Genomic DNA, 16,979 nt, shown 5'->3' with positions numbered 1-16,979 from the left:
GGCTTTATTGAGCTGCCCGGGCTTGGTTTGTCGAGTCAAGGTCAGGTTCGCTTCGGGCCATCGGCGCAGGGCGGTCAGGTAACGTATTGCGCAATACCATTGCCAAACGACCAGTTCTCCTTCTTCACCTCGATCAGATTGATGAACACGTCTTCCAGACGCACCGCCAGTTCAGCGTGCAGGTTATCGGCGATGGTTTTGAACAGCAGTTGCTTCTTCTCCACCGACCGGCCCTCGCTGATGGTGATCTGAATGAACACCACGCCGTCGCTGCGCTGAATCCCGAGGTATTGCGGGTCGTAAACCAGGTGCTGCGCATCGTGCTCGGTGAGAATCTGGAAATTGTCATGTTCCGGCACATCGATGCAGCTGCGCAGGGCGGCGTAGATCTGTTCGCCAATACGCTTTGCGAAGGTGGCGTCGGGGTTTTGTTTTATGTCGATGCGAACGAGGGGCATGAGGTGGCTCCTGAGAGTGGGGAACTACTACACGCTAGATGACGTGGGCCAAATTGAAAGTATCGGAGAGTGAACTGACGTAGCCAGGCGACTGACGAAACTCGCGGATTTTGCCTACGCATTCGGCAGATCGATCTGCTATCCGGCACACGGGATAACAGGAAATCATAAAGCCAGGGCAGACATCGCCTGCAGCCAGGGAAGGCAAAATGCTCAGGAACGATCATGAAAATCTCGAACTCGACAGGCTGGAGAACGAGTCGCGCAAACTCGTGGCCGAACGACAAAAGCTTCTGGCGGAAGAAAAAAAGCTTGTTCGAGAGACGAGTTTATATCCGCTCGCTGTGTTGGCTGGGGTCGTAACTGCGGTCACCGCAGTCGCAGGGGTTTTCTTCAAATCTTGATTATCAACGCTGTATAACCGTCAAATGCGGCACGCAAAGGGAAGGGCAGTATGAGTACTTATGATCGCAAAGCCAGAATGGAAGCAATGGAACGGGAGCATGATGAGTGGGCTGAAAGAATGCGTATCAAAAACAAGGGCGATATGTACCCGGTCTGGGGGATGTTGGGTTTCGGGATTTTTTGCATGTCACTGGGGTTTCTGCTGGCGCGCACGATCTGAGCATATTTCCCGGTGACACGCGGTCAGAGTTTAAAAACGACGCTCGGAATGTCTGTTTGCGACGGTTATTTTCCAGAAAACGACGCCAAATTCATCTGCACCGCACAACCATTCCTCAGCTAAGTCTTTGCTTCTGTTGATTTATCACGGAGAATCGCGCCCCTGTTTCGGCCGGAGCATGTCTGTCGGTTTTTTCCGACGCGTCCTGACCGAGTGGCAAGTGACCGGAATGCGGAGATCCGACCGGATGAATGATCAGGCCAATAGCGTCGAAGAGCGCTTTGATGCAGCAGCACCCGCTGAACTTTCGAGCTGGAATCGCCAGGACACCACCTGGATGTTGGGACTGTTCGGGACGGCCATCGGCGCCGGCACCCTGTTCCTGCCGATCAACGCGGGTCTGGGAGGCTTCTGGCCGCTGGTGATCCTCGCGCTGCTGGCGTTCCCGATGACGTTCTATGCGCACCGTGGTCTGACGCGGTTCGTGTTGTCCGGGCGTGAAGGTGCCGACATCACCGAGGTGGTCGAGCAGCATTTCGGCATCAAGGCCGGCGCACTGATCACGTTGCTGTACTTCTTTGCAATCTTCCCCATCCTGCTCATCTACAGTGTCGGCCTGACCAACACGGTCGCCAGTTTCCTCGAACACCAACTGCACATCACGCCACCGCCACGAGCGCTGCTGTCGTTCGTGCTGATCCTCGGTTTGCTGGCGGTGGTGCGCTGCGGCGAGCAAGCGATCGTCAAAGCGATGAGCCTGATGGTCTATCCATTTATCGTTGCGCTGCTGTTTCTGGCGGTGTACCTGATCCCGCACTGGAACGGCGGTATTCTCGCCACCGCATCGCACGTACCGGCACCGTCTGAGCTGTTGCGCACCCTGTGGCTGGCGATTACGGTGATGGTGTTCTCATTCAACCATTCGCCGATCATCTCGGCCTTTGCGGTCGATCAGAAACGCCGCTACGGCAAGCATGCAGAGGAGCGCAGTTCGCAGATCCTGTCGCGCGCCCATGCGTTGATGGTGCTGATGGTGATGTTCTTCGTGTTCAGTTGCGTGCTGACGCTGTCGCCGGAGCAACTGGCTGAGGCCAAGGCGCAAAACCTGTCGATCCTGTCGTACCTGGCCAACCATTTCAGTAATCCGACCATCGCTTTTGCGGCGCCGCTGATTGCTTTTGTGGCGATCTCCAAGTCGTTCCTCGGCCACTACATCGGTGCCAGCGAAGGCCTGAAAGGCTTGATCGTCAAGAGCGGCAAGCGTCCGGGGGCCAAGGCACTGGATCGCATCGTCGCGGCGCTCATGCTGGTGATCTGCTGGATCGTGGCGACGCTGAACCCAAGCATTCTGGGGATGATCGAGACGATTGGCGGCCCGGTGATCGCGGCGATTCTGTTCCTCATGCCGATGTATGCGATTCGCAAAGTGCCGGCCATGGCGCAGTATCGCGGGCAGGCGTCGAATGTGTTTGTAACGGCTGTTGGTCTGGTGGCGATTTCGGCGCTGGTTTACAAACTGGCGATGTAACGCGGCGTCAATCGATAAGAACCGCTGTGCCTGCCCGGGCACAGCGGTTTTTTTTGGCTCGGGAGCCGAGCATGCTCGCGAGCGGTGAGTCATCAACAATGATGTCGACTGACACTCCGCCATCGCTGGCAAGCCAGCTCCCACAGGGTCATGTGTAAAACTCACCCTCTTGGAACGCCATAAACCTGTGTGGGAGCTGGCTTGCCAGCGATGAGGCCCGAACAGCCAACCACCTCGATCAGGCATAAAAAACGCCGCTCATCTCACGATGGGCGGCGTTTTTTATTGCCTTGCAGCGTTAGGCTTGAACGACCGGGATCTTGGCGTTCGCAGCGGCTTCGCGGAACTCGGCGATCTGGTCGAAGGACAGGTAGCGGTAGACATCGGCCGCCATGCTGTCGATCTTGCCAGCGTATTCCATGTACTCCTCGACGGTCGGCAGGCGACCCAGGATCGAAGCAACGGACGCCAGCTCGGCCGAGGCCAGGTAGACGTTCGCGCCGTCGCCCAGACGATTCGGGAAGTTACGGGTCGAAGTCGAGACCACGGTGCTGTTCGGCTCAACGCGTGCCTGGTTACCCATGCACAGCGAGCAGCCTGGCATTTCCATGCGTGCGCCAGCCTTGCCGTAGATGCCGTAGTAGCCTTCTTCGGTCAGTTGGTGAGCGTCCATTTTGGTCGGCGGCGACAGCCACAGACGGGTTGGCAGCTGACCCTTGACCTGATCCAGCAGTTTACCGGCAGCGCGGAAGTGACCGATGTTGGTCATGCACGAACCGATGAACACTTCGTCGATCTTCTCGCCAGCAACGCTGGACAGCAGACGGGCGTCGTCCGGATCGTTTGGTGCGCAGAGCACAGGCTCGTTGATCTCGGCCAGATCGATTTCGATGACTTCGGCGTATTCGGCGTCGGCATCGGCTTCCATCAGTTCAGGATTGGCGAACCAGGCTTCCATCGCTTGCGCGCGACGTTCCAGGGTACGCGCATCGCCGTAGCCTTCGCCGATCATCCAGCGCAGCAGGGTGATGTTGGACTGCAGGTACTCGGTGATCGACTCTTTCGACAGCTTGATGGTGCAACCGGCAGCCGAGCGTTCGGCCGAGGCGTCGGACAGTTCGAACGCCTGCTCCAGGGTCAGACCTTCCAGACCTTCGATTTCCAGGATGCGGCCGGAGAAGGCGTTTTTCTTGCCTTTCTTCTCGACGGTCAGCAGACCGTTCTGGATGGCGAAGTAAGGAATGGCATGAACCAGGTCACGCAGGGTGATGCCAGGTTTCATCTTGCCTTTGAAGCGCACCAGGATCGATTCCGGCATGTCCAGCGGCATCACGCCAGTGGCTGCAGCAAACGCCACCAGACCGGAACCGGCCGGGAACGAAATGCCCATCGGGAAACGGGTGTGCGAATCACCACCGGTACCAACGGTGTCCGGCAGCAGCATGCGGTTCAGCCACGAGTGGATGATGCCGTCGCCCGGACGCAGGGAAACGCCGCCGCGGGTCATGATGAAGTCAGGCAGGGTGTGGTGGGTGGTCACGTCGATCGGCTTTGGATAGGCCGCGGTGTGGCAGAAGGACTGCATCACCAGATCAGCGGAGAAGCCCAGGCACGCCAGGTCTTTCAGTTCGTCACGGGTCATCGGACCTGTGGTGTCCTGAGAACCTACGGTGGTCATCTTCGGTTCGCAGTAGGTGCCAGGACGCACGCCCTGACCTTCCGCCAGACCGCAAGCCTTGCCGACCATTTTCTGCGCCAGGGTGAAACCCTTGGTGCTTTCAGCCGGAGCTTCAGGCTTCTTGAACAGATCGAACGCCGGCAGACCCAGTTCGGCGCGAGCCTTCTCGGTCAGGCCACGGCCGATGATCAGCGGGATACGACCGCCGGCACGGACTTCGTCCAGCAGCACCGGGGTTTTCATTTCGAAAGTGGTGATGACTTCGTCGGTACCGTGCTTGCAGACTTTGCCAGCGTGCGGGTACAGGTCGATCACGTCGCCCATGTTCATGTTCGACACGTCGAATTCGATTGGCAGTGCGCCGGCATCTTCCATGGTGTTGTAGAAGATCGGAGCGATCTTGCTGCCGAAGCAGAAACCGCCAGCGCGCTTGTTCGGCACGTACGGGATGTCGTCGCCGAAGAACCACAGCACCGAGTTGGTTGCCGATTTACGCGAGGAACCGGTACCGACCACGTCACCGACGTAGGCGATAGGGAAGCCCTGGCCGCGCATCTCTTCGATCTGCTTCATCGGGCCGGTTTTGCCTTGCTCGTCCGGAACGATGCCGTCACGGGCCATTTTCAGCATGGCCAGGGCGTGCAGCGGGATGTCAGGACGCGACCAGGCGTCTGGCGCAGGGGAGAGGTCGTCGGTGTTGGTTTCGCCGGTGACCTTGAATACGCGCAGGCTGATCTTGTCGGCCAGCACCGGGCGCTTCTTGAACCACTCGCCATCAGCCCAGGATTGCAGCACGGCCTTGGCGTGAACGTTGCCGTTCTTGGCTTTTTCAGCCACATCGTGGAAGGCGTCGAACATCAGCAGGGTGTGCTTGAGTTCTTCGGCGGCGACTGGCGCCAGCGCGGCGTCGTCCAGCAGTTCAACCAGGGTGACGATGTTGTAGCCGCCCTGCATGGTGCCGAGCAGTTCGACGGCGCGTTTCTTGTCCAGCAGAGGGGAGGAGGCTTCGCCCTTGGCCAGTGCAGACAGGAAGCCGGCCTTGACGTAGGCGGCTTCGTCCACTCCAGGCGGTACGCGGTTGGTGATCAGGTCAACGAGGAAAGCTTCTTCGCCAGCCGGAGGGTTTTTCAGCAGCTCGATCAGGCCTGCTGTTTGTTCGGCGTTAAGCGGCTGGGGAACGATACCCAGGGCTGCACGCTCTTCGATATGTTTGCGGTAGGCTTCAAGCACAGTTATTACCCTCATCAGTGGTCCCAAATGGGTGTCCGGGACGCTCGTCGCGAAATGCTCGTACTCATGCGCTGCGTGGCGTTGTGGGCCGCTTAGCCAGAATTACCGGGCATTCCTTACAGAAGCTGCTTTCAAAGTTTTACGCCTGCAGAACGGGGAGCTGATGAGGGTTGGCGTTGGGCTTTTCCCCGCTGGAAAAACCCTTCGCCAACACCGCTCTGAAGGAACGACTGTGCTCGTGACGCTTTGAAAACAGCTTCTAACGGACATTGGCGCCTTAAAAGGCTGGCTGATTCTACGGCAAAAAAAATTTAAAGGTAAGTCGCGCTCTATTGGACTTTCGTGGCAATGGGCGCGCTTGCGGCGAAGTTCCAGCGTGGCTGTAACCCTGACGTCTGAGGGGTGATCAATGGCCGACAAAGGGCTAACATGCCGGTCTGTTCCGCGTTTCAGTGCCTTGCCTACCTTATGCCCAATCAGACCATCAAGACTCCCTGCGTCGGCCTCTGCTCCACTGTTTACGGTGACTTGGTCTGTCGTGGCTGCAAGCGTTTCCACCACGAAGTGATCCACTGGAATGGTTACGACGAGGAGCAGAAGCGCGCGGTGTGGCTGCGTCTGGAGCAATTGCTGTCACAAGTGATGGCGAGCAAGGTCGAGATCTTTGACCCGGCGCGCCTGCGCGAACAGTTGGAACAGCGCAAGATCCGCTTCGTGCCGCATCAGTCGGAATATTGCTGGGCCTATCAGTTGATTGCCCGGGGGGCGCGGGTGATCGTTAATCTGGAAGCGTACGGGATGGTCTTGCTGCCGGAGTTTCGCGACTGGAACCTGCCGGAACTGCGCGATGCCATTGATCGGGAATTCTTCCTGCTGTCGGAAGCGCACTATCAGCGCTACATCGCCCCCGGTTTCCTCAAGGATGCCTTCGGCGCCTGAAGGTCAAAAGCTTCGCGAGCAGGCTCGCTCGCACAGTAATTGGGGGTGGAATACAGATCCGAGGTATCAGCTGATCCTGTGGGAGCTGGCTTGCCAGCGATGAGGTCGGCCCATCCAGTATCAATGTGACTGACACACCGCCATCGCTGGCAAGCCAGCTCCCACAGGGGAATGCATTTCAAATGTGGGAGCGAGCCCGCTCGCGAAGGCGCCAGTCCAGGCACCGCCATCCTTAATGTTTCACCGCCAGCTCCACCAGATGATCCTCAACCTCCTGCGGCTTGAGCACCAGCACATCGCTTTCCAGCGCGTCCAGCACCGCTTCGGCCGTATTGCCGATCAACGCGCCCGAGAGGCCGTTGCGCGCGACGGTGCCAATCACCGTCACCGCCGCCTGCAGCTCGTGCGCCAGATACGGGATCAAGACGTCCGCCGGGCCTTCTTCGATGTGCAAATGCTCGTCATCTACATCGAACTCGGCCTGAAACGCCCGGCACTGTTCGCGATATTTGGCTTCTATCGTCGATTTGAGCTGAAAGGTCGGGTCTGCCGCCGAGAGCATCGGCGACGGATGCGCGGTGATTACATGCAGGTGCGCCTTCGCCAGGCTGGCGATGTCGTAGCCGTGATCAATGATCGTGGTGTGCAGATGCCGATGTTCGCCATCGGCATTGCCGACGTCGATTGCCGCCAGAATCACCCGGTCTTTCCATGAGCCCGTGGTTTTCACCAGCAGCACCGGGGTAGGGCAGTGGCGCAGCAGTTTCCAGTCCGCCGGGGTCAACAGAGCTTTTTTCAACGAGCTGTCGGGGAAATGCTGTTTGATCACTAGCCCGCAGCCCTCGGCCTGCTGCACATCGATGATGGTTTCGTGCAGGCTCTCGTTCCATGCCTGTTCGGTGGTCACGCTGTAGCCTTCGGCCAGCAGCGCAGCCTTGAGCACGCTGAGCAGGCCGGCGTGGTCATGTTTCTTGTCGCACACCAGCAGATGCAGATGGGCCTGGGTCACGCCGGCGATCAGCTTGGCGCGTTTGAGCGCCAGGCTTTCCGCGTGTTCGGGTTCGATGACCACCAGAATGCTGCGAATGGCTTGCATGAGCGGAGTCTCCAGCAAAGAAAAGGCACGGCGTTGCACAACTATAGTTGCTGCGCGATCGTCTGCGACTTGATGCATATCAACGCCAGCCGCTGGTGGTCTGCGGGCAGGCCGGTATAATCGGCGCCCTTCGCTCGTAGACCTTTTGCCGTGAGCCCCATGATCCTTCCCGAAATCCACGAATTCCTTGGCTGCCGCACCCCCGACGCCTGGGTTCAGGCCGCCCTGGCCGATCAGGAAACCCTGCTGATCGACCACAAGAACTGCGAGTTCAAGGCCGCCAGTACCGCCCTGAGCCTGATTGCCAAGTACCATTCCCATGTCGACCTGATCAACATGATGTCGCGTCTGGCCCGGGAAGAGCTGGTGCACCACGAGCAAGTCATGCGCATCATGAAACGGCGCAAGATCGAACTGCGTCAGCTGCACGCCGGTCGTTACGCCTCGGGCCTGCGCAAAGTCGTGCGCAGCCATGAGCCGGTGAAACTGGTCGATACGCTGGTGGTCGGCGCGTTTATCGAAGCGCGCAGTTGCGAGCGTTTTGAGGCGCTGGTGCCGCATCTGGACGAAGAACTCGGCAAGTTCTACTTCGGCCTGCTGAAAAGCGAGGCGCGGCATTTTCAGGGTTATCTGAAACTGGCCTATCAATACGGCGAGGCGAAAGACGTCGCGCAGGTCATCGAAAAGGTCCGCGCCGCCGAGCAGGAATTGATCGAGTCGCCCGACGAAGAATTCCGCTTCCACAGCGGTGTGCCCGCCGCCGTTTGTTAAAAACTCTTAAAAACATGAAACATCAGCGAAAAACCGGCCCCAGCGGCCGGTTTTTGCTGCCTGCGCCAATCGCTTGCCTGTTGATTGCCGCCATAATGCCGGCCACTTTCGACGAGGGTCAGATGGGCGTTATGGATAACCTGGGTTTTGGCAAAGTCCTGCTGGTGGAAGACGATGAGCGTCTGGCGGCGCTGATCGCGCACTTCCTCGAACAACATGGCTACGAGGTCCGCGTGGTGCATCGCGGCGATCTGGCCGTGGCGGCTTTTCTCGAATTCAAGCCCAAGGTGCTGGTGCTCGACCTGATGCTGCCGGGGCAGAGCGGGCTGCAGGTGTGCCGCGAGATCCGCAGCGTGTCGGACACGCCGATCGTGATGCTGACGGCCAAGGAAGACGACCTCGACCATATTCTCGGCCTCGAATCCGGCGCCGACGATTACCTGATCAAACCGATCAAGCCGCCAGTGTTGCTTGCGCGGCTGCGCGCATTGCAGCGGCGGCAGATGCCGGACAACAGCGTAGTGAGTTTTCTCGAGTTCGGTCTGTTGAGCATCGACCGCAGTTGCCGTGAAGTACGCCTGAGCGGCGAGCTCATCGAATTGACCACCATGGAATTCGAACTGCTGTGGTTGCTGGCCAGCGCGGCGGGCAAGATTCTTTCACGCGATGACATTCTCAATCGCATGCGCGGAATTGCCTTCGACGGGCTCAACCGCAGCGTCGACGTGTACATCAGCAAGTTACGCAACAAGCTCAAGGACAACCCGCGCGAACCGGTGTGCATCAAGACGGTGTGGGGCAAAGGTTATCTGTTCAATCCGTTCGCGTGGGAGCTGTAAATGCTGCGCTTGTTTCTCGGTTTGTTTCTGGTCATGACCCTCGGCCTGGTGGCGGCGTTGCAAACCGTCGAACATACGTTCAACGCGTTGCTCGACAATCAAATGCAGGCTTACAACCGCGAAGCGGTGCGTGGGCAGGCGTGGTCGCTGGTCGATCATTTGCGCGGCACGCAGGGGGCGCAGCGTGAGCAGAAACTCGACAGCTTACGCAAGCACTATGGGCTTTCGCTCAGCCTGGTCGAGGCCGCGCAACTGGCGCTGACGGCGCAGGAAAAAGCCGAGCTGGCGCAGAATCTGCTGGTGATTCGCGACGATTACACCCAGTTCATCAGCAACATCGACGGCGGCTCGCAATTGCTCAGCATCAAGCTGCCGCCGGAGCCGAGCCTGATGCCGTTCTACATCAGTGCCGCCTACGTCATGCTCGCGGTGCTGATCGGCATCGTCCTGTTTTTCTGGGTGCGCCCACACTGGCGCGATCTGGAAAAGCTGCGCATGGCCGCCGAGCGTTTTGGCGCTAACGATCTGTCGGTGCGTATTCAATTGTCCAGGCGCTCGAACATTCGTGATCTGGCCGAACACTTCAATCTGATGGCGGCGCGCATCGAGGGCCTGATTGCCAATCAGCGTGAGTTGACCAACGCGGTATCCCACGAACTGCGCACGCCGATCGCGCGGTTGTCGTTTGAACTCGATCAGCTCAGACAGCAACCCGACGCCAGCCAGAATCGCGAGCTGATTGCCGACATGTACGCCGACCTGGGCGAGCTGGAGGAAATGGTTTCGGAGCTGCTGACCTACGCCAGCCTCGAGCACGGCGCCACGGTGATCAAACGGGAAAATATTCAGGCAGCCAACTGGCTCGACAGCGTGGTCGGCAGCGTCGCACTGGAGGCGGAGGCGGCCGGCATCGAGTTGCTGATTGGTGATTGCCGTGTCGACACCGTGCGCATCGAACCGCGGTTCATGGCGCGCGCGGTGATCAACCTGCTACGCAATGCCATTCGTTATGCCGAGGGGCGCGTTGAAGTGTCGTTGGCGCGCAGCGGTGATCTGTATGAAGTGCAGGTCAGCGATGACGGGCCTGGCGTGCCGATCGACGGCCGGGAGAAAATCTTTGAGCCGTTCTCGCGACTGGATGCCAGCCGGGATCGGCGCACCGGTGGTTTTGGTTTGGGCCTGGCGTTGGTGCGGCGGGTGTCGCAGTCCCATGGCGGACAGGTTGAAGTGGGGGATTCGGCGTGGGGTGGGGCGGTGTTTCGGATGACCTGGGCGCATCTGGATTGAAGACTGTGAGTCTCCTGTCGGGATTACGCCCCCCTGTAGGAGTGAGCCTGCTCGCGATAGCGCTTGGTTAGACACACCAATGCTGACTGATCCACCGCTATCGCGAGCAGGCTCACTCCTACAGGGGGCACGGTTCAGCGGGTCACACCGAGGCGCTCATGCCACTGGGCAATCGACTCTTCGGGGTATTCGTCAAATTGCTGATCCCTGGCTTTCGCCTCGACTTCAACCCAAGACGCTTTCGACCCGAGCATCAAATGCGTGTGCTCCGGCGGCACCGGCAGCGCTGTATCGATAGCCGAGGCAAACGGATGGATCAGCTCTGGCCACTCCGGACTGAACAACCACAAGCCGCTGCCACACAGTGAGCAGAAATGCCGTTCGGCGCTGCTGCAATGGGCGCGTTGATCGCCGGGGTTTTTCATTTTCGCGTGGTAGATGCTGATGTGTTTGCGCCCGCGCACCTTGAGGCTGGTCGCGTCGCCGCCAAGGTTGATTGCATAACCGCCGCCGCCCTGGGTCTTGCGGCAGATCGAGCAATAGCAGCGTTGATAAGGGTAGGGGTGGGCGCTGTCGAGGCTGAACGTGACCTCGCCGCAATGGCAGGAGCCTTCGAGGTGCATGGTGTTCTCCTGATGATGAATGTTTGCTCAAGCCTAGAACATTACACGCGGTGTGATGCGCCGCCCGCGCGCAGCGTCTAGCCCCAGTGTCCCCGCGATCCCTTGGGGCGAGACTTCGAGACCCGGCATGCAAGCGCTGTTGAACGAGATCCTTGACGCTGTCCGCCCGTTGATCGGGCAGGGCAAAGTGGCTGATTACATCCCCGCCCTTGGCACCGTGCCGGCCAATCAACTGGGCATCGCCGTGTATGGGAATGACGGCGAAATGTACTGCGCCGGCGACGCTGAAACGCCGTTCTCGGTGCAAAGTATTTCCAAGGTGTTCAGCCTCGTGCAGGCGATCGATCATTCCGGCGAAGCGATCTGGGAGCGCCTCGGCCACGAGCCTTCCGGGCAGCCGTTCAACTCGCTGGTGCAACTGGAATTCGAACGCGGCCGGCCACGCAATCCGTTCATCAATGCCGGTGCATTGGTGATTTGCGACATCAATCAGTCACGCTTCGCCGCGCCGACCTTGTCGATGCGCGACTTCGTTCGGCGCCTGTCGGGCAACCCGCAGATCATGATCGACGGCAAGGTCGCCGATTCCGAATACCAGCACCGCGCGCGCAATGCGGCGATGGCGTATCTCATGCAGTCGTTCGGCAATTTCCACAACGATGTCGAAGCGGTGCTGCGCAGCTATTTCAGCCACTGTGCACTGCGCATGAATTGCATCGATCTGGCCCGGGCCTTCTGCTTTCTGGCCAACGACGGTTTCTGCAAACACAGCGGCGAGCGCATCCTCACGCCTCGACAGACCCAGCAGGTCAATTCGATCATGGCCACCAGCGGGCTGTATGACGAGGCCGGGAACTTCGCCTACCGCGTTGGTTTGCCAGGCAAGAGCGGCGTCGGTGGCGGAATCGTCGCGGTGGTGCCAGGGCAGTTCACGGTTTGCGTGTGGTCGCCGGAGCTCAACGCCGCGGGGAATTCGCTGGCGGGGATGGCGGCGCTGGAGTTGCTCAGCTCACGGATTGGCTGGTCGGTTTTCTGAAACTCACACAATTCCCTTGTAGGAGTGAGCCTGCTCGCGATAGCGCCGGATCAGTCGCCATGGGTGTATCTGACCCACCGCTATCGCGAGCAGGCTCACTTCTACAAGGGTTTATTGGTGGATTGAAGAGGTGTATTTCATCGGTTAATCCGCTACATTTTCCGGCCGCCCCCTGCATGGTGAATCCGCTTCATGTCTCTCGCGCTCGAACGTCTAGTCGCTGGCACGCCGATCCCTTTCGCTGGTAACCGCGTCACCGTGGTCAGCCCCGAACTGGCCGCACGCTTTCAGCCGGGTGATCACCTGCTGGTCGAGCAGGTCAGTGGCGAGTTGCTGCTGATCCCCGTGACGGATCAGCAAGCGGCGTCGGTCGCGATCGAGCGTGCGGCAGCGGCATTCACGGCGTTGTCGGCGGTGAGCGACGAGGCGATCAGCGAGTTCTTCGATCTGTTTGCCCAGCGTCTGGAAGACCCGCAATGTTGGGCCCACATAGAATCCGCCAACCGCGCCGACATCGAACGCGCCAAGGCCCGCGGCCGCTCCACCACTCGACTGCTCGCCGACGAACGCATGCGCCGCGACATGATCGCCGGCCTGCGTGCCTGGCGCGATGCCGCAGCAACCCGCGGCAAAATCATCAGCAGTGTCGAGCACGACGGCTGGAAGGTCGAGCAAGTGGTCGCGCCGCTGGGCATCGTTGCGTTTGTCTTTGAAGGCCGGCCGAACGTGTTCGCCGATGCCGCTGGCGTCTTGCGCACCGGCAACACCGCGGTGCTGCGTATCGGCAGCGATGCGCTGGGCACCGCGCAAGCAATCGTCGCCCACGCCTTGAACCCGGCACTGGCCGCAGCCGGCCTTCCGGACGGCGCGGTGTCGCTGGTGGAAAGTGTCAATCACGCCGCCGGTTGGGCGATGTTCGCTGACCGACGCTTGTCGCTGGCGATAGCGCGGGGTTCGGGTCGTGCGGTCAGTCAACTCGGCAGCATCGCCCAGCAGGCCGGTACCGCGGTCAGCCTGCACGGCACTGGTGGGGCATGGCTGATCGCCGATCAGGCCGCCGATGCCGAGCGCTTTGCTGCGGTTGTGCGCAACTCGCTGGACCGCAAAGTCTGCAACACCCTCAACGTTTGCCTGATCCAGCGTGATCGCGCCGCTGAACTGGTGCCGTTGTTTCTTGATGCGTTGAAACAGGCAGGCACCGCGCGCGGGCAGGGTTGCAAACTGCACATCGTTGAAGGCAGCGAAAGTTGCTTGCCGAGTGAATGGCAGAACGCAACGGTCGAGGTTTACCGCGCCGAGGGTTACCAGACTGAAGCGCTCGCCGAACCGCTGGCGGAATCGGAACTGGGCCGCGAGTGGGAGTGGGAGGAAACCCCGGAAGTCAGCCTGATGATCGTCGACGATCTGGACCAGGCGATCGCCTTGTTCAACCGCTACAGCCCGCAATTCACCGTGTCGTTGATCAGCGAGGATGCCGCCGTCCATGAGCGTTTCTACAACGCGGTCAACGCGCCGTTCGTGGGCAATGGCATCACCCGCTGGGTCGACGGGCAGTACGCGCTGAACAAGCCGGAGCTGGGCCTTTCCAACTGGGAAAGCGGGCGCTTGTTTGCGCGCAGTGCGATTCTTTCCGGGGATGGTGTGTTTACCGTGCGCAGCCGCATGACGCAGGTTGATCTCACGGTAAAGCGCTGATTCCTTAGCCGGTGATCGCTCCCATGCTCTGCGTGGGAACGCAGCCCGTGACGCTCCGCGTCACTGGACGCAGAGCGTCCCCGGAGGCATTCCCACGCAGAGCGTGGGAGCGATCAGTCATGCTGCGTGATTAGCCTGCGCATGCACCGCGCAAGTCGTCGGTTGCTCGGCCAGTGGCACAAAGGTGCGGCGGTCCGAAGACAGCGCATCGATCGAGCCGGTCTCGATGTCGTACACCCAGCCATGCAGATTCAACAGGCCTTTTTCCTGCGCCAGGCGCACGCTCGGGTGGGTCTGGATATTGGCCAGTTGCGCGATCACGTTCTCGCGCACCATCGAACTCAGCTTCGCCGCATCGTTGATGTGAGGTCGCGCTTCGTTGACCACTTTTGCAGATTCGGCATGCTGCAGCCAGCCACTGACCGCCGGCAGGTGGTCCATGCATTTGCACTGGGCAATCGCGGTCATTGCGCCGCAATCGGAATGCCCGCAAATCACGATATCGCTCACGCCGAGTACGGCCACCGCGTATTCCACGGTCGCTGAAACCCCGCCCGGATGCGGGCTGTAGGACGGCACGATGTTGCCGGCGTTGCGGATCACGAACAGCTCGCCGGGCTCTTGCTGGGTCAGCAGTTCCGGCACCACGCGGCTGTCGGAACAGGCGATGAACAAGGTGCCGGGCTGCTGCGCGGTGGCCAGGTGACGGAACAGTTCGCTGCGTTGCGGAAAGGCTTCGTTCTGAAATTTCAGGAAGCCGTCAATCAGGGCTTGCATGGGCGTGTCCTCTATAAGGTGATCGAGTGGCCCGCATCCGGGATGCGGGCCGGAGCAATCAGAACGGACGCAGCGGCAGGAACTTGCCATCGAGGGTGACCACGGCGCGGGAGCCGCCTTCTGGATCGTCAACTTTCTTGATGTCGAGTTTGAAGTTGATCGCGCTGATGATGCCGTCGCCGAACTGCTCGTGGACCAGCGCTTTGAGCGTGGTGCCATAGATCTGGATCATCTCGTGAAAGCGGTAGATGGTCGGGTCGGTCGGTACGCCGTTGAGGCTGCCGCGCAACGGGATGATCTGCATCGCCGCGACGTCTGCAACGCTCAGCACCAGCTTGTTGCCGACCACTTTCGCAGCGTTTTCCGGCAGTGGGTGCTGGCCGAGCAGGGCGGCGGTGACGTAGGCCAGGCTCAGGCCGGTGTCATCGGCGAGATCCTGCCACGACAGATCCTTGCGTGCCTTGGCGTCGAGGATGCGGGTAGTCAGGGCCAGGCTGGTGTCGTTGCAGGCGTGGGACTGTTGCATTGTGTCACTCCTTTCAGGGTTGGCTTGCTGTGTGAGAGAGATCTTCGGCCGATTGATCCATAGCGTCCAAGACCGATATACAATGCCGGGCATTAGTCCTGCCTATAGATGGTGTGCCCCATGCTGTTGCGACATTTGCGGTATCTGCTGGCCGTTGCCGATCACGGCGGTTTCACCCGTGCCGCCGAAGCGCTGCACGTGTCGCAGCCGACCCTATCGCAGCAGATCCGTCAGTTGGAAGAAACCCTCGGCGTAACGCTGTTCGACCGCACCTCGCGCACCGTGAAACCCACCGATGCCGGCGAGGCGTACATCGAATGTGCGCGGCGAGTCCTGGTAGAGCTGGAGGCGGGCAAGCGCGCCTTGCATGACGTTAAGGATCTGTCGCGCGGCATGTTGCGTCTGGCCATGACGCCGACGTTCATGGCGTACCTGGTCGGGCCGCTGGTGCGGGATTTCGCGGCGCGGTATCCGGGGATTCATCTGCAGATTTTCGAGTTGTCGATGGGCGACATCGAGGCCGGGCTGGCGGATGACTCGCTGGATATTGCGATTGCGTTTACGCCGGTGCGCAATGCGGAGATCGAATGCATTCCGGCCTTTACCGAAACGTTGGCGATCATGGTCGGCCGTGAGCATCCGCTGTATGCCAGTGACTCGCGGTTACTGGCGGAGGACATTGCTCAGCTGGATTTCGCCTTGCTGGCGCCTGAGTTCATTACGCGGTTGTCGGTGGACGAGTACTTTCGACAGCAGGGGATCACGCCGAAGGTGCACATAGAAGTGAATTCGGTGAGCACGTTGCTGGAAGTGGTGCGCTGTTCACCGATGGCGACGATGTTGCCGCAGGCGATCGCGACAGAGGACCGGGCGTTGCGCCGGTTGCACGTGGCGAATGAAACGCCGCAGCGTGGGGCGGCGATTTTGCGGCGGCGTAATAATTATCACAGTGCGGCGGCGCTGGCGTTTGTCGAGTTGATGCTGGAAACGCAGAGCCTTCAAGCAACACGGTTCGTGTAGGAGTGAGCCTGCTCGCGATAGCGTCAATTCAGACGCATCTTTCTTGACTGAAGCACCGCAATCGCGAGCAGGCTCACTCCTACAGGGGCATTGGTGAACTCTGGATATAAAAAGGGCCTGCTCCTTTTCAGGACCAGGCCCAATAGTTATGAAGTGCAGAACTCAATACAACCGATCAATCACCCGAACTTCATTGTTGTTCTGCAGCGAATCCCACGCCTGTTTCAGCGTTTGCAAAACATTGCCAATAAAGTCCCTGTCGGCCGCTGCCTTCTTGCCGACATAACCGTGGCCGCGCCGGTACATCTTCAGGCGGGCCGCCAGGTTCTGGTGGTTACGGTCGAATTCTTCTTCACCAGCATGGGGCGACAGGCAGTCGATATGCACCTGACCCGACTTGCTGATCCACAGAATATGGCTGTCGTGGCTGTCTTTTTGCGCAGCGAACATACGAGCCAGTTCTTCGACAGTAGGTTGATTGTTCAGATTCATGATTATTGCCCCTTGACCAGTCTGGTGATCTTTCAAAGTTGATTCGCTAATACAGGTAGCCCATCGGTTAGTTGATCCCTGGCACCGAAACCAGGACGTCAGCGCTCGCCCGTGTGAAGTACGGGGTCGTGCATCTGTTGCATGTAGTCGTGTTGAATAACTGCTACGCAATAGCGTCACAACGAGGAGAAGCAGCGAAAACCGGGAGGCGCATTGCCGACGTTTTCAGCGTCGATCACAAGCATCTTGAGAATTTTCGCCAGCGCTTCTCGTCCTTGTACTGGACGTTCAGGCCAGGTCAGCTTCTTCAATCTGCCTTGTGGGCAGCGTGTATCCGGAAAAAACAACTCGGCGGTCAG

Annotated in this window: 17 protein-coding genes; 10 read left to right on the top strand and 7 right to left on the bottom strand. The window is 59.7% G+C overall.

The window, feature by feature from the left end:
• Positions 1-74: 74 nt before the first annotated feature.
• Complete coding sequence (locus tag J3P93_RS16845) at positions 75-458, bottom strand: tautomerase family protein (RefSeq protein WP_434589813.1); 384 nt, start codon at positions 456-458, stop codon at positions 75-77.
• A 209-nt stretch (positions 459-667) separates the two neighbouring features.
• On the opposite strand from J3P93_RS16845, the gene J3P93_RS16840 reads away from it, so the two are divergent.
• The 3 genes from J3P93_RS16840 to J3P93_RS16830 all read left to right on the top strand — a co-directional run bounded on the left by J3P93_RS16840 (position 668) and on the right by J3P93_RS16830 (position 2,611).
• Complete coding sequence (locus tag J3P93_RS16840) at positions 668-862, top strand: hypothetical protein (protein WP_203421623.1); 195 nt, start codon at positions 668-670, stop codon at positions 860-862.
• A 50-nt stretch (positions 863-912) separates the two neighbouring features.
• Positions 913-1,083 carry a hypothetical protein gene (locus tag J3P93_RS16835; protein WP_434589809.1) on the top strand — a complete coding sequence of 57 codons (171 nt, stop codon included), beginning with the start codon at positions 913-915 and terminating at the stop codon, positions 1,081-1,083.
• A 247-nt stretch (positions 1,084-1,330) separates the two neighbouring features.
• Entirely contained in the window at positions 1,331-2,611 is a 1,281-nt protein-coding gene (locus J3P93_RS16830; protein ID WP_434589806.1) for an HAAAP family serine/threonine permease, read from the top strand.
• A gap of 298 nt (positions 2,612-2,909) precedes the next feature.
• On the opposite strand, the gene acnB is transcribed toward J3P93_RS16830, so the two are convergent.
• Positions 2,910-5,519, bottom strand: a complete 2,610-nt coding sequence (gene acnB, locus J3P93_RS16825) for a bifunctional aconitate hydratase 2/2-methylisocitrate dehydratase (RefSeq protein ID WP_434598416.1) — start codon at positions 5,517-5,519, stop codon at positions 2,910-2,912.
• Between the two features lie 468 nt (positions 5,520-5,987).
• On the opposite strand from acnB, the gene J3P93_RS16820 reads away from it, so the two are divergent.
• Entirely contained in the window at positions 5,988-6,458 is a 471-nt protein-coding gene (locus J3P93_RS16820) for a DUF1289 domain-containing protein (RefSeq protein ID WP_093106831.1), read from the top strand.
• Positions 6,459-6,690: 232 nt separating this feature from the next.
• Here the strand turns inward: J3P93_RS16820 and J3P93_RS16815 are convergent, their stop codons facing one another.
• Positions 6,691-7,554: a universal stress protein gene (locus tag J3P93_RS16815; RefSeq protein ID WP_434589803.1), complete on the bottom strand. Its 864-nt coding sequence runs from the start codon at positions 7,552-7,554 to the stop codon at positions 6,691-6,693.
• 159 nt (positions 7,555-7,713) lie between these two features.
• Between J3P93_RS16815 and J3P93_RS16810 the strand changes: the two genes are divergently transcribed.
• The 3 genes from J3P93_RS16810 to J3P93_RS16800 all read left to right on the top strand — a co-directional run bounded on the left by J3P93_RS16810 (position 7,714) and on the right by J3P93_RS16800 (position 10,451).
• Complete coding sequence (locus J3P93_RS16810; protein ID WP_203421626.1) at positions 7,714-8,325, top strand: tRNA-(ms[2]io[6]A)-hydroxylase; 612 nt, start codon at positions 7,714-7,716, stop codon at positions 8,323-8,325.
• A gap of 131 nt (positions 8,326-8,456) precedes the next feature.
• On the top strand, positions 8,457-9,164 hold the full coding sequence (locus tag J3P93_RS16805) for a response regulator (protein ID WP_434598414.1): 708 nt from the start codon (positions 8,457-8,459) through the stop codon (positions 9,162-9,164).
• A complete protein-coding gene (locus J3P93_RS16800) occupies positions 9,165-10,451 on the top strand; it encodes an ATP-binding protein (RefSeq protein ID WP_434589799.1) in 1,287 nt (428 codons plus the stop codon).
• 134 nt (positions 10,452-10,585) lie between these two features.
• On the opposite strand, the gene J3P93_RS16795 is transcribed toward J3P93_RS16800, so the two are convergent.
• A complete protein-coding gene (locus J3P93_RS16795; RefSeq protein WP_434589796.1) occupies positions 10,586-11,074 on the bottom strand; it encodes a GFA family protein in 489 nt (162 codons plus the stop codon).
• 127 nt (positions 11,075-11,201) lie between these two features.
• Here J3P93_RS16795 and glsB point away from each other — a divergent pair, with 127 nt between their 5' ends.
• Together glsB and J3P93_RS16785 are read left to right on the top strand one after the other, a co-directional pair.
• Positions 11,202-12,110 carry a glutaminase B gene (glsB, locus tag J3P93_RS16790; protein WP_206415946.1) on the top strand — a complete coding sequence of 303 codons (909 nt, stop codon included), beginning with the start codon at positions 11,202-11,204 and terminating at the stop codon, positions 12,108-12,110.
• A 192-nt stretch (positions 12,111-12,302) separates the two neighbouring features.
• Positions 12,303-13,805, top strand: coding sequence for an aldehyde dehydrogenase family protein (locus J3P93_RS16785; protein WP_434589792.1), 1,503 nt, complete (start codon positions 12,303-12,305; stop codon positions 13,803-13,805).
• Positions 13,806-13,922: 117 nt separating this feature from the next.
• Here the strand turns inward: J3P93_RS16785 and J3P93_RS16780 are convergent, their stop codons facing one another.
• Together J3P93_RS16780 and cynS are read right to left on the bottom strand one after the other, a co-directional pair.
• Positions 13,923-14,582: a carbonic anhydrase gene (locus J3P93_RS16780; protein WP_434589790.1), complete on the bottom strand. Its 660-nt coding sequence runs from the start codon at positions 14,580-14,582 to the stop codon at positions 13,923-13,925.
• Positions 14,583-14,640: 58 nt separating this feature from the next.
• Positions 14,641-15,108: a cyanase gene (gene cynS, locus J3P93_RS16775; protein WP_434589787.1), complete on the bottom strand. Its 468-nt coding sequence runs from the start codon at positions 15,106-15,108 to the stop codon at positions 14,641-14,643.
• Positions 15,109-15,228: 120 nt separating this feature from the next.
• On the opposite strand from cynS, the gene cynR reads away from it, so the two are divergent.
• Entirely contained in the window at positions 15,229-16,128 is a 900-nt protein-coding gene (gene cynR, locus J3P93_RS16770; RefSeq protein WP_434589784.1) for a transcriptional regulator CynR, read from the top strand.
• Between the two features lie 162 nt (positions 16,129-16,290).
• Here the strand turns inward: cynR and J3P93_RS16765 are convergent, their stop codons facing one another.
• Entirely contained in the window at positions 16,291-16,620 is a 330-nt protein-coding gene (locus J3P93_RS16765) for a hypothetical protein (protein WP_332768790.1), read from the bottom strand.
• Between the last annotated feature and the right edge of the window lie 359 nt (positions 16,621-16,979).

The organism is Pseudomonas sp. R3-57, assembly GCF_051132065.1.
In the GTDB taxonomy this organism is placed as follows: Bacteria; Pseudomonadota; Gammaproteobacteria; order Pseudomonadales; family Pseudomonadaceae; genus Aquipseudomonas.
Note: the sequence above shows the minus strand (reverse complement) of the source record. Positions and strands in the feature narration are given on the sequence as shown.

Excerpts from the sequence above, each read along its gene's own strand:
- J3P93_RS16830 (WP_434589806.1), top strand. The coding sequence starts at position 1,331 with ATGAATGATCAGGCCAATAGCGTCGAAGAGCGCTTTGATGCAGCAGCA.
- J3P93_RS16840 (WP_203421623.1), top strand. The coding sequence starts at position 668 with ATGCTCAGGAACGATCATGAAAATCTCGAACTCGACAGGCTGGAGAAC.
- cynR (WP_434589784.1), top strand. The coding sequence starts at position 15,229 with ATGCTGTTGCGACATTTGCGGTATCTGCTGGCCGTTGCCGATCACGGC.
- glsB (WP_206415946.1), top strand. The coding sequence starts at position 11,202 with ATGCAAGCGCTGTTGAACGAGATCCTTGACGCTGTCCGCCCGTTGATC.
- J3P93_RS16805 (WP_434598414.1), top strand. The coding sequence starts at position 8,457 with ATGGATAACCTGGGTTTTGGCAAAGTCCTGCTGGTGGAAGACGATGAG.
- J3P93_RS16845 (WP_434589813.1), bottom strand. The coding sequence starts at position 458 with ATGCCCCTCGTTCGCATCGACATAAAACAAAACCCCGACGCCACCTTC.
- J3P93_RS16765 (WP_332768790.1), bottom strand. The coding sequence starts at position 16,620 with ATGAATCTGAACAATCAACCTACTGTCGAAGAACTGGCTCGTATGTTC.
- J3P93_RS16800 (WP_434589799.1), top strand. The coding sequence starts at position 9,165 with ATGCTGCGCTTGTTTCTCGGTTTGTTTCTGGTCATGACCCTCGGCCTG.
- J3P93_RS16780 (WP_434589790.1), bottom strand. The coding sequence starts at position 14,582 with ATGCAAGCCCTGATTGACGGCTTCCTGAAATTTCAGAACGAAGCCTTT.
- J3P93_RS16815 (WP_434589803.1), bottom strand. The coding sequence starts at position 7,554 with ATGCAAGCCATTCGCAGCATTCTGGTGGTCATCGAACCCGAACACGCG.
- J3P93_RS16785 (WP_434589792.1), top strand. The coding sequence starts at position 12,303 with ATGTCTCTCGCGCTCGAACGTCTAGTCGCTGGCACGCCGATCCCTTTC.
- cynS (WP_434589787.1), bottom strand. The coding sequence starts at position 15,108 with ATGCAACAGTCCCACGCCTGCAACGACACCAGCCTGGCCCTGACTACC.
- J3P93_RS16810 (WP_203421626.1), top strand. The coding sequence starts at position 7,714 with ATGATCCTTCCCGAAATCCACGAATTCCTTGGCTGCCGCACCCCCGAC.
- J3P93_RS16820 (WP_093106831.1), top strand. The coding sequence starts at position 5,988 with ATGCCCAATCAGACCATCAAGACTCCCTGCGTCGGCCTCTGCTCCACT.
- J3P93_RS16795 (WP_434589796.1), bottom strand. The coding sequence starts at position 11,074 with ATGCACCTCGAAGGCTCCTGCCATTGCGGCGAGGTCACGTTCAGCCTC.
- J3P93_RS16835 (WP_434589809.1), top strand. The coding sequence starts at position 913 with ATGAGTACTTATGATCGCAAAGCCAGAATGGAAGCAATGGAACGGGAG.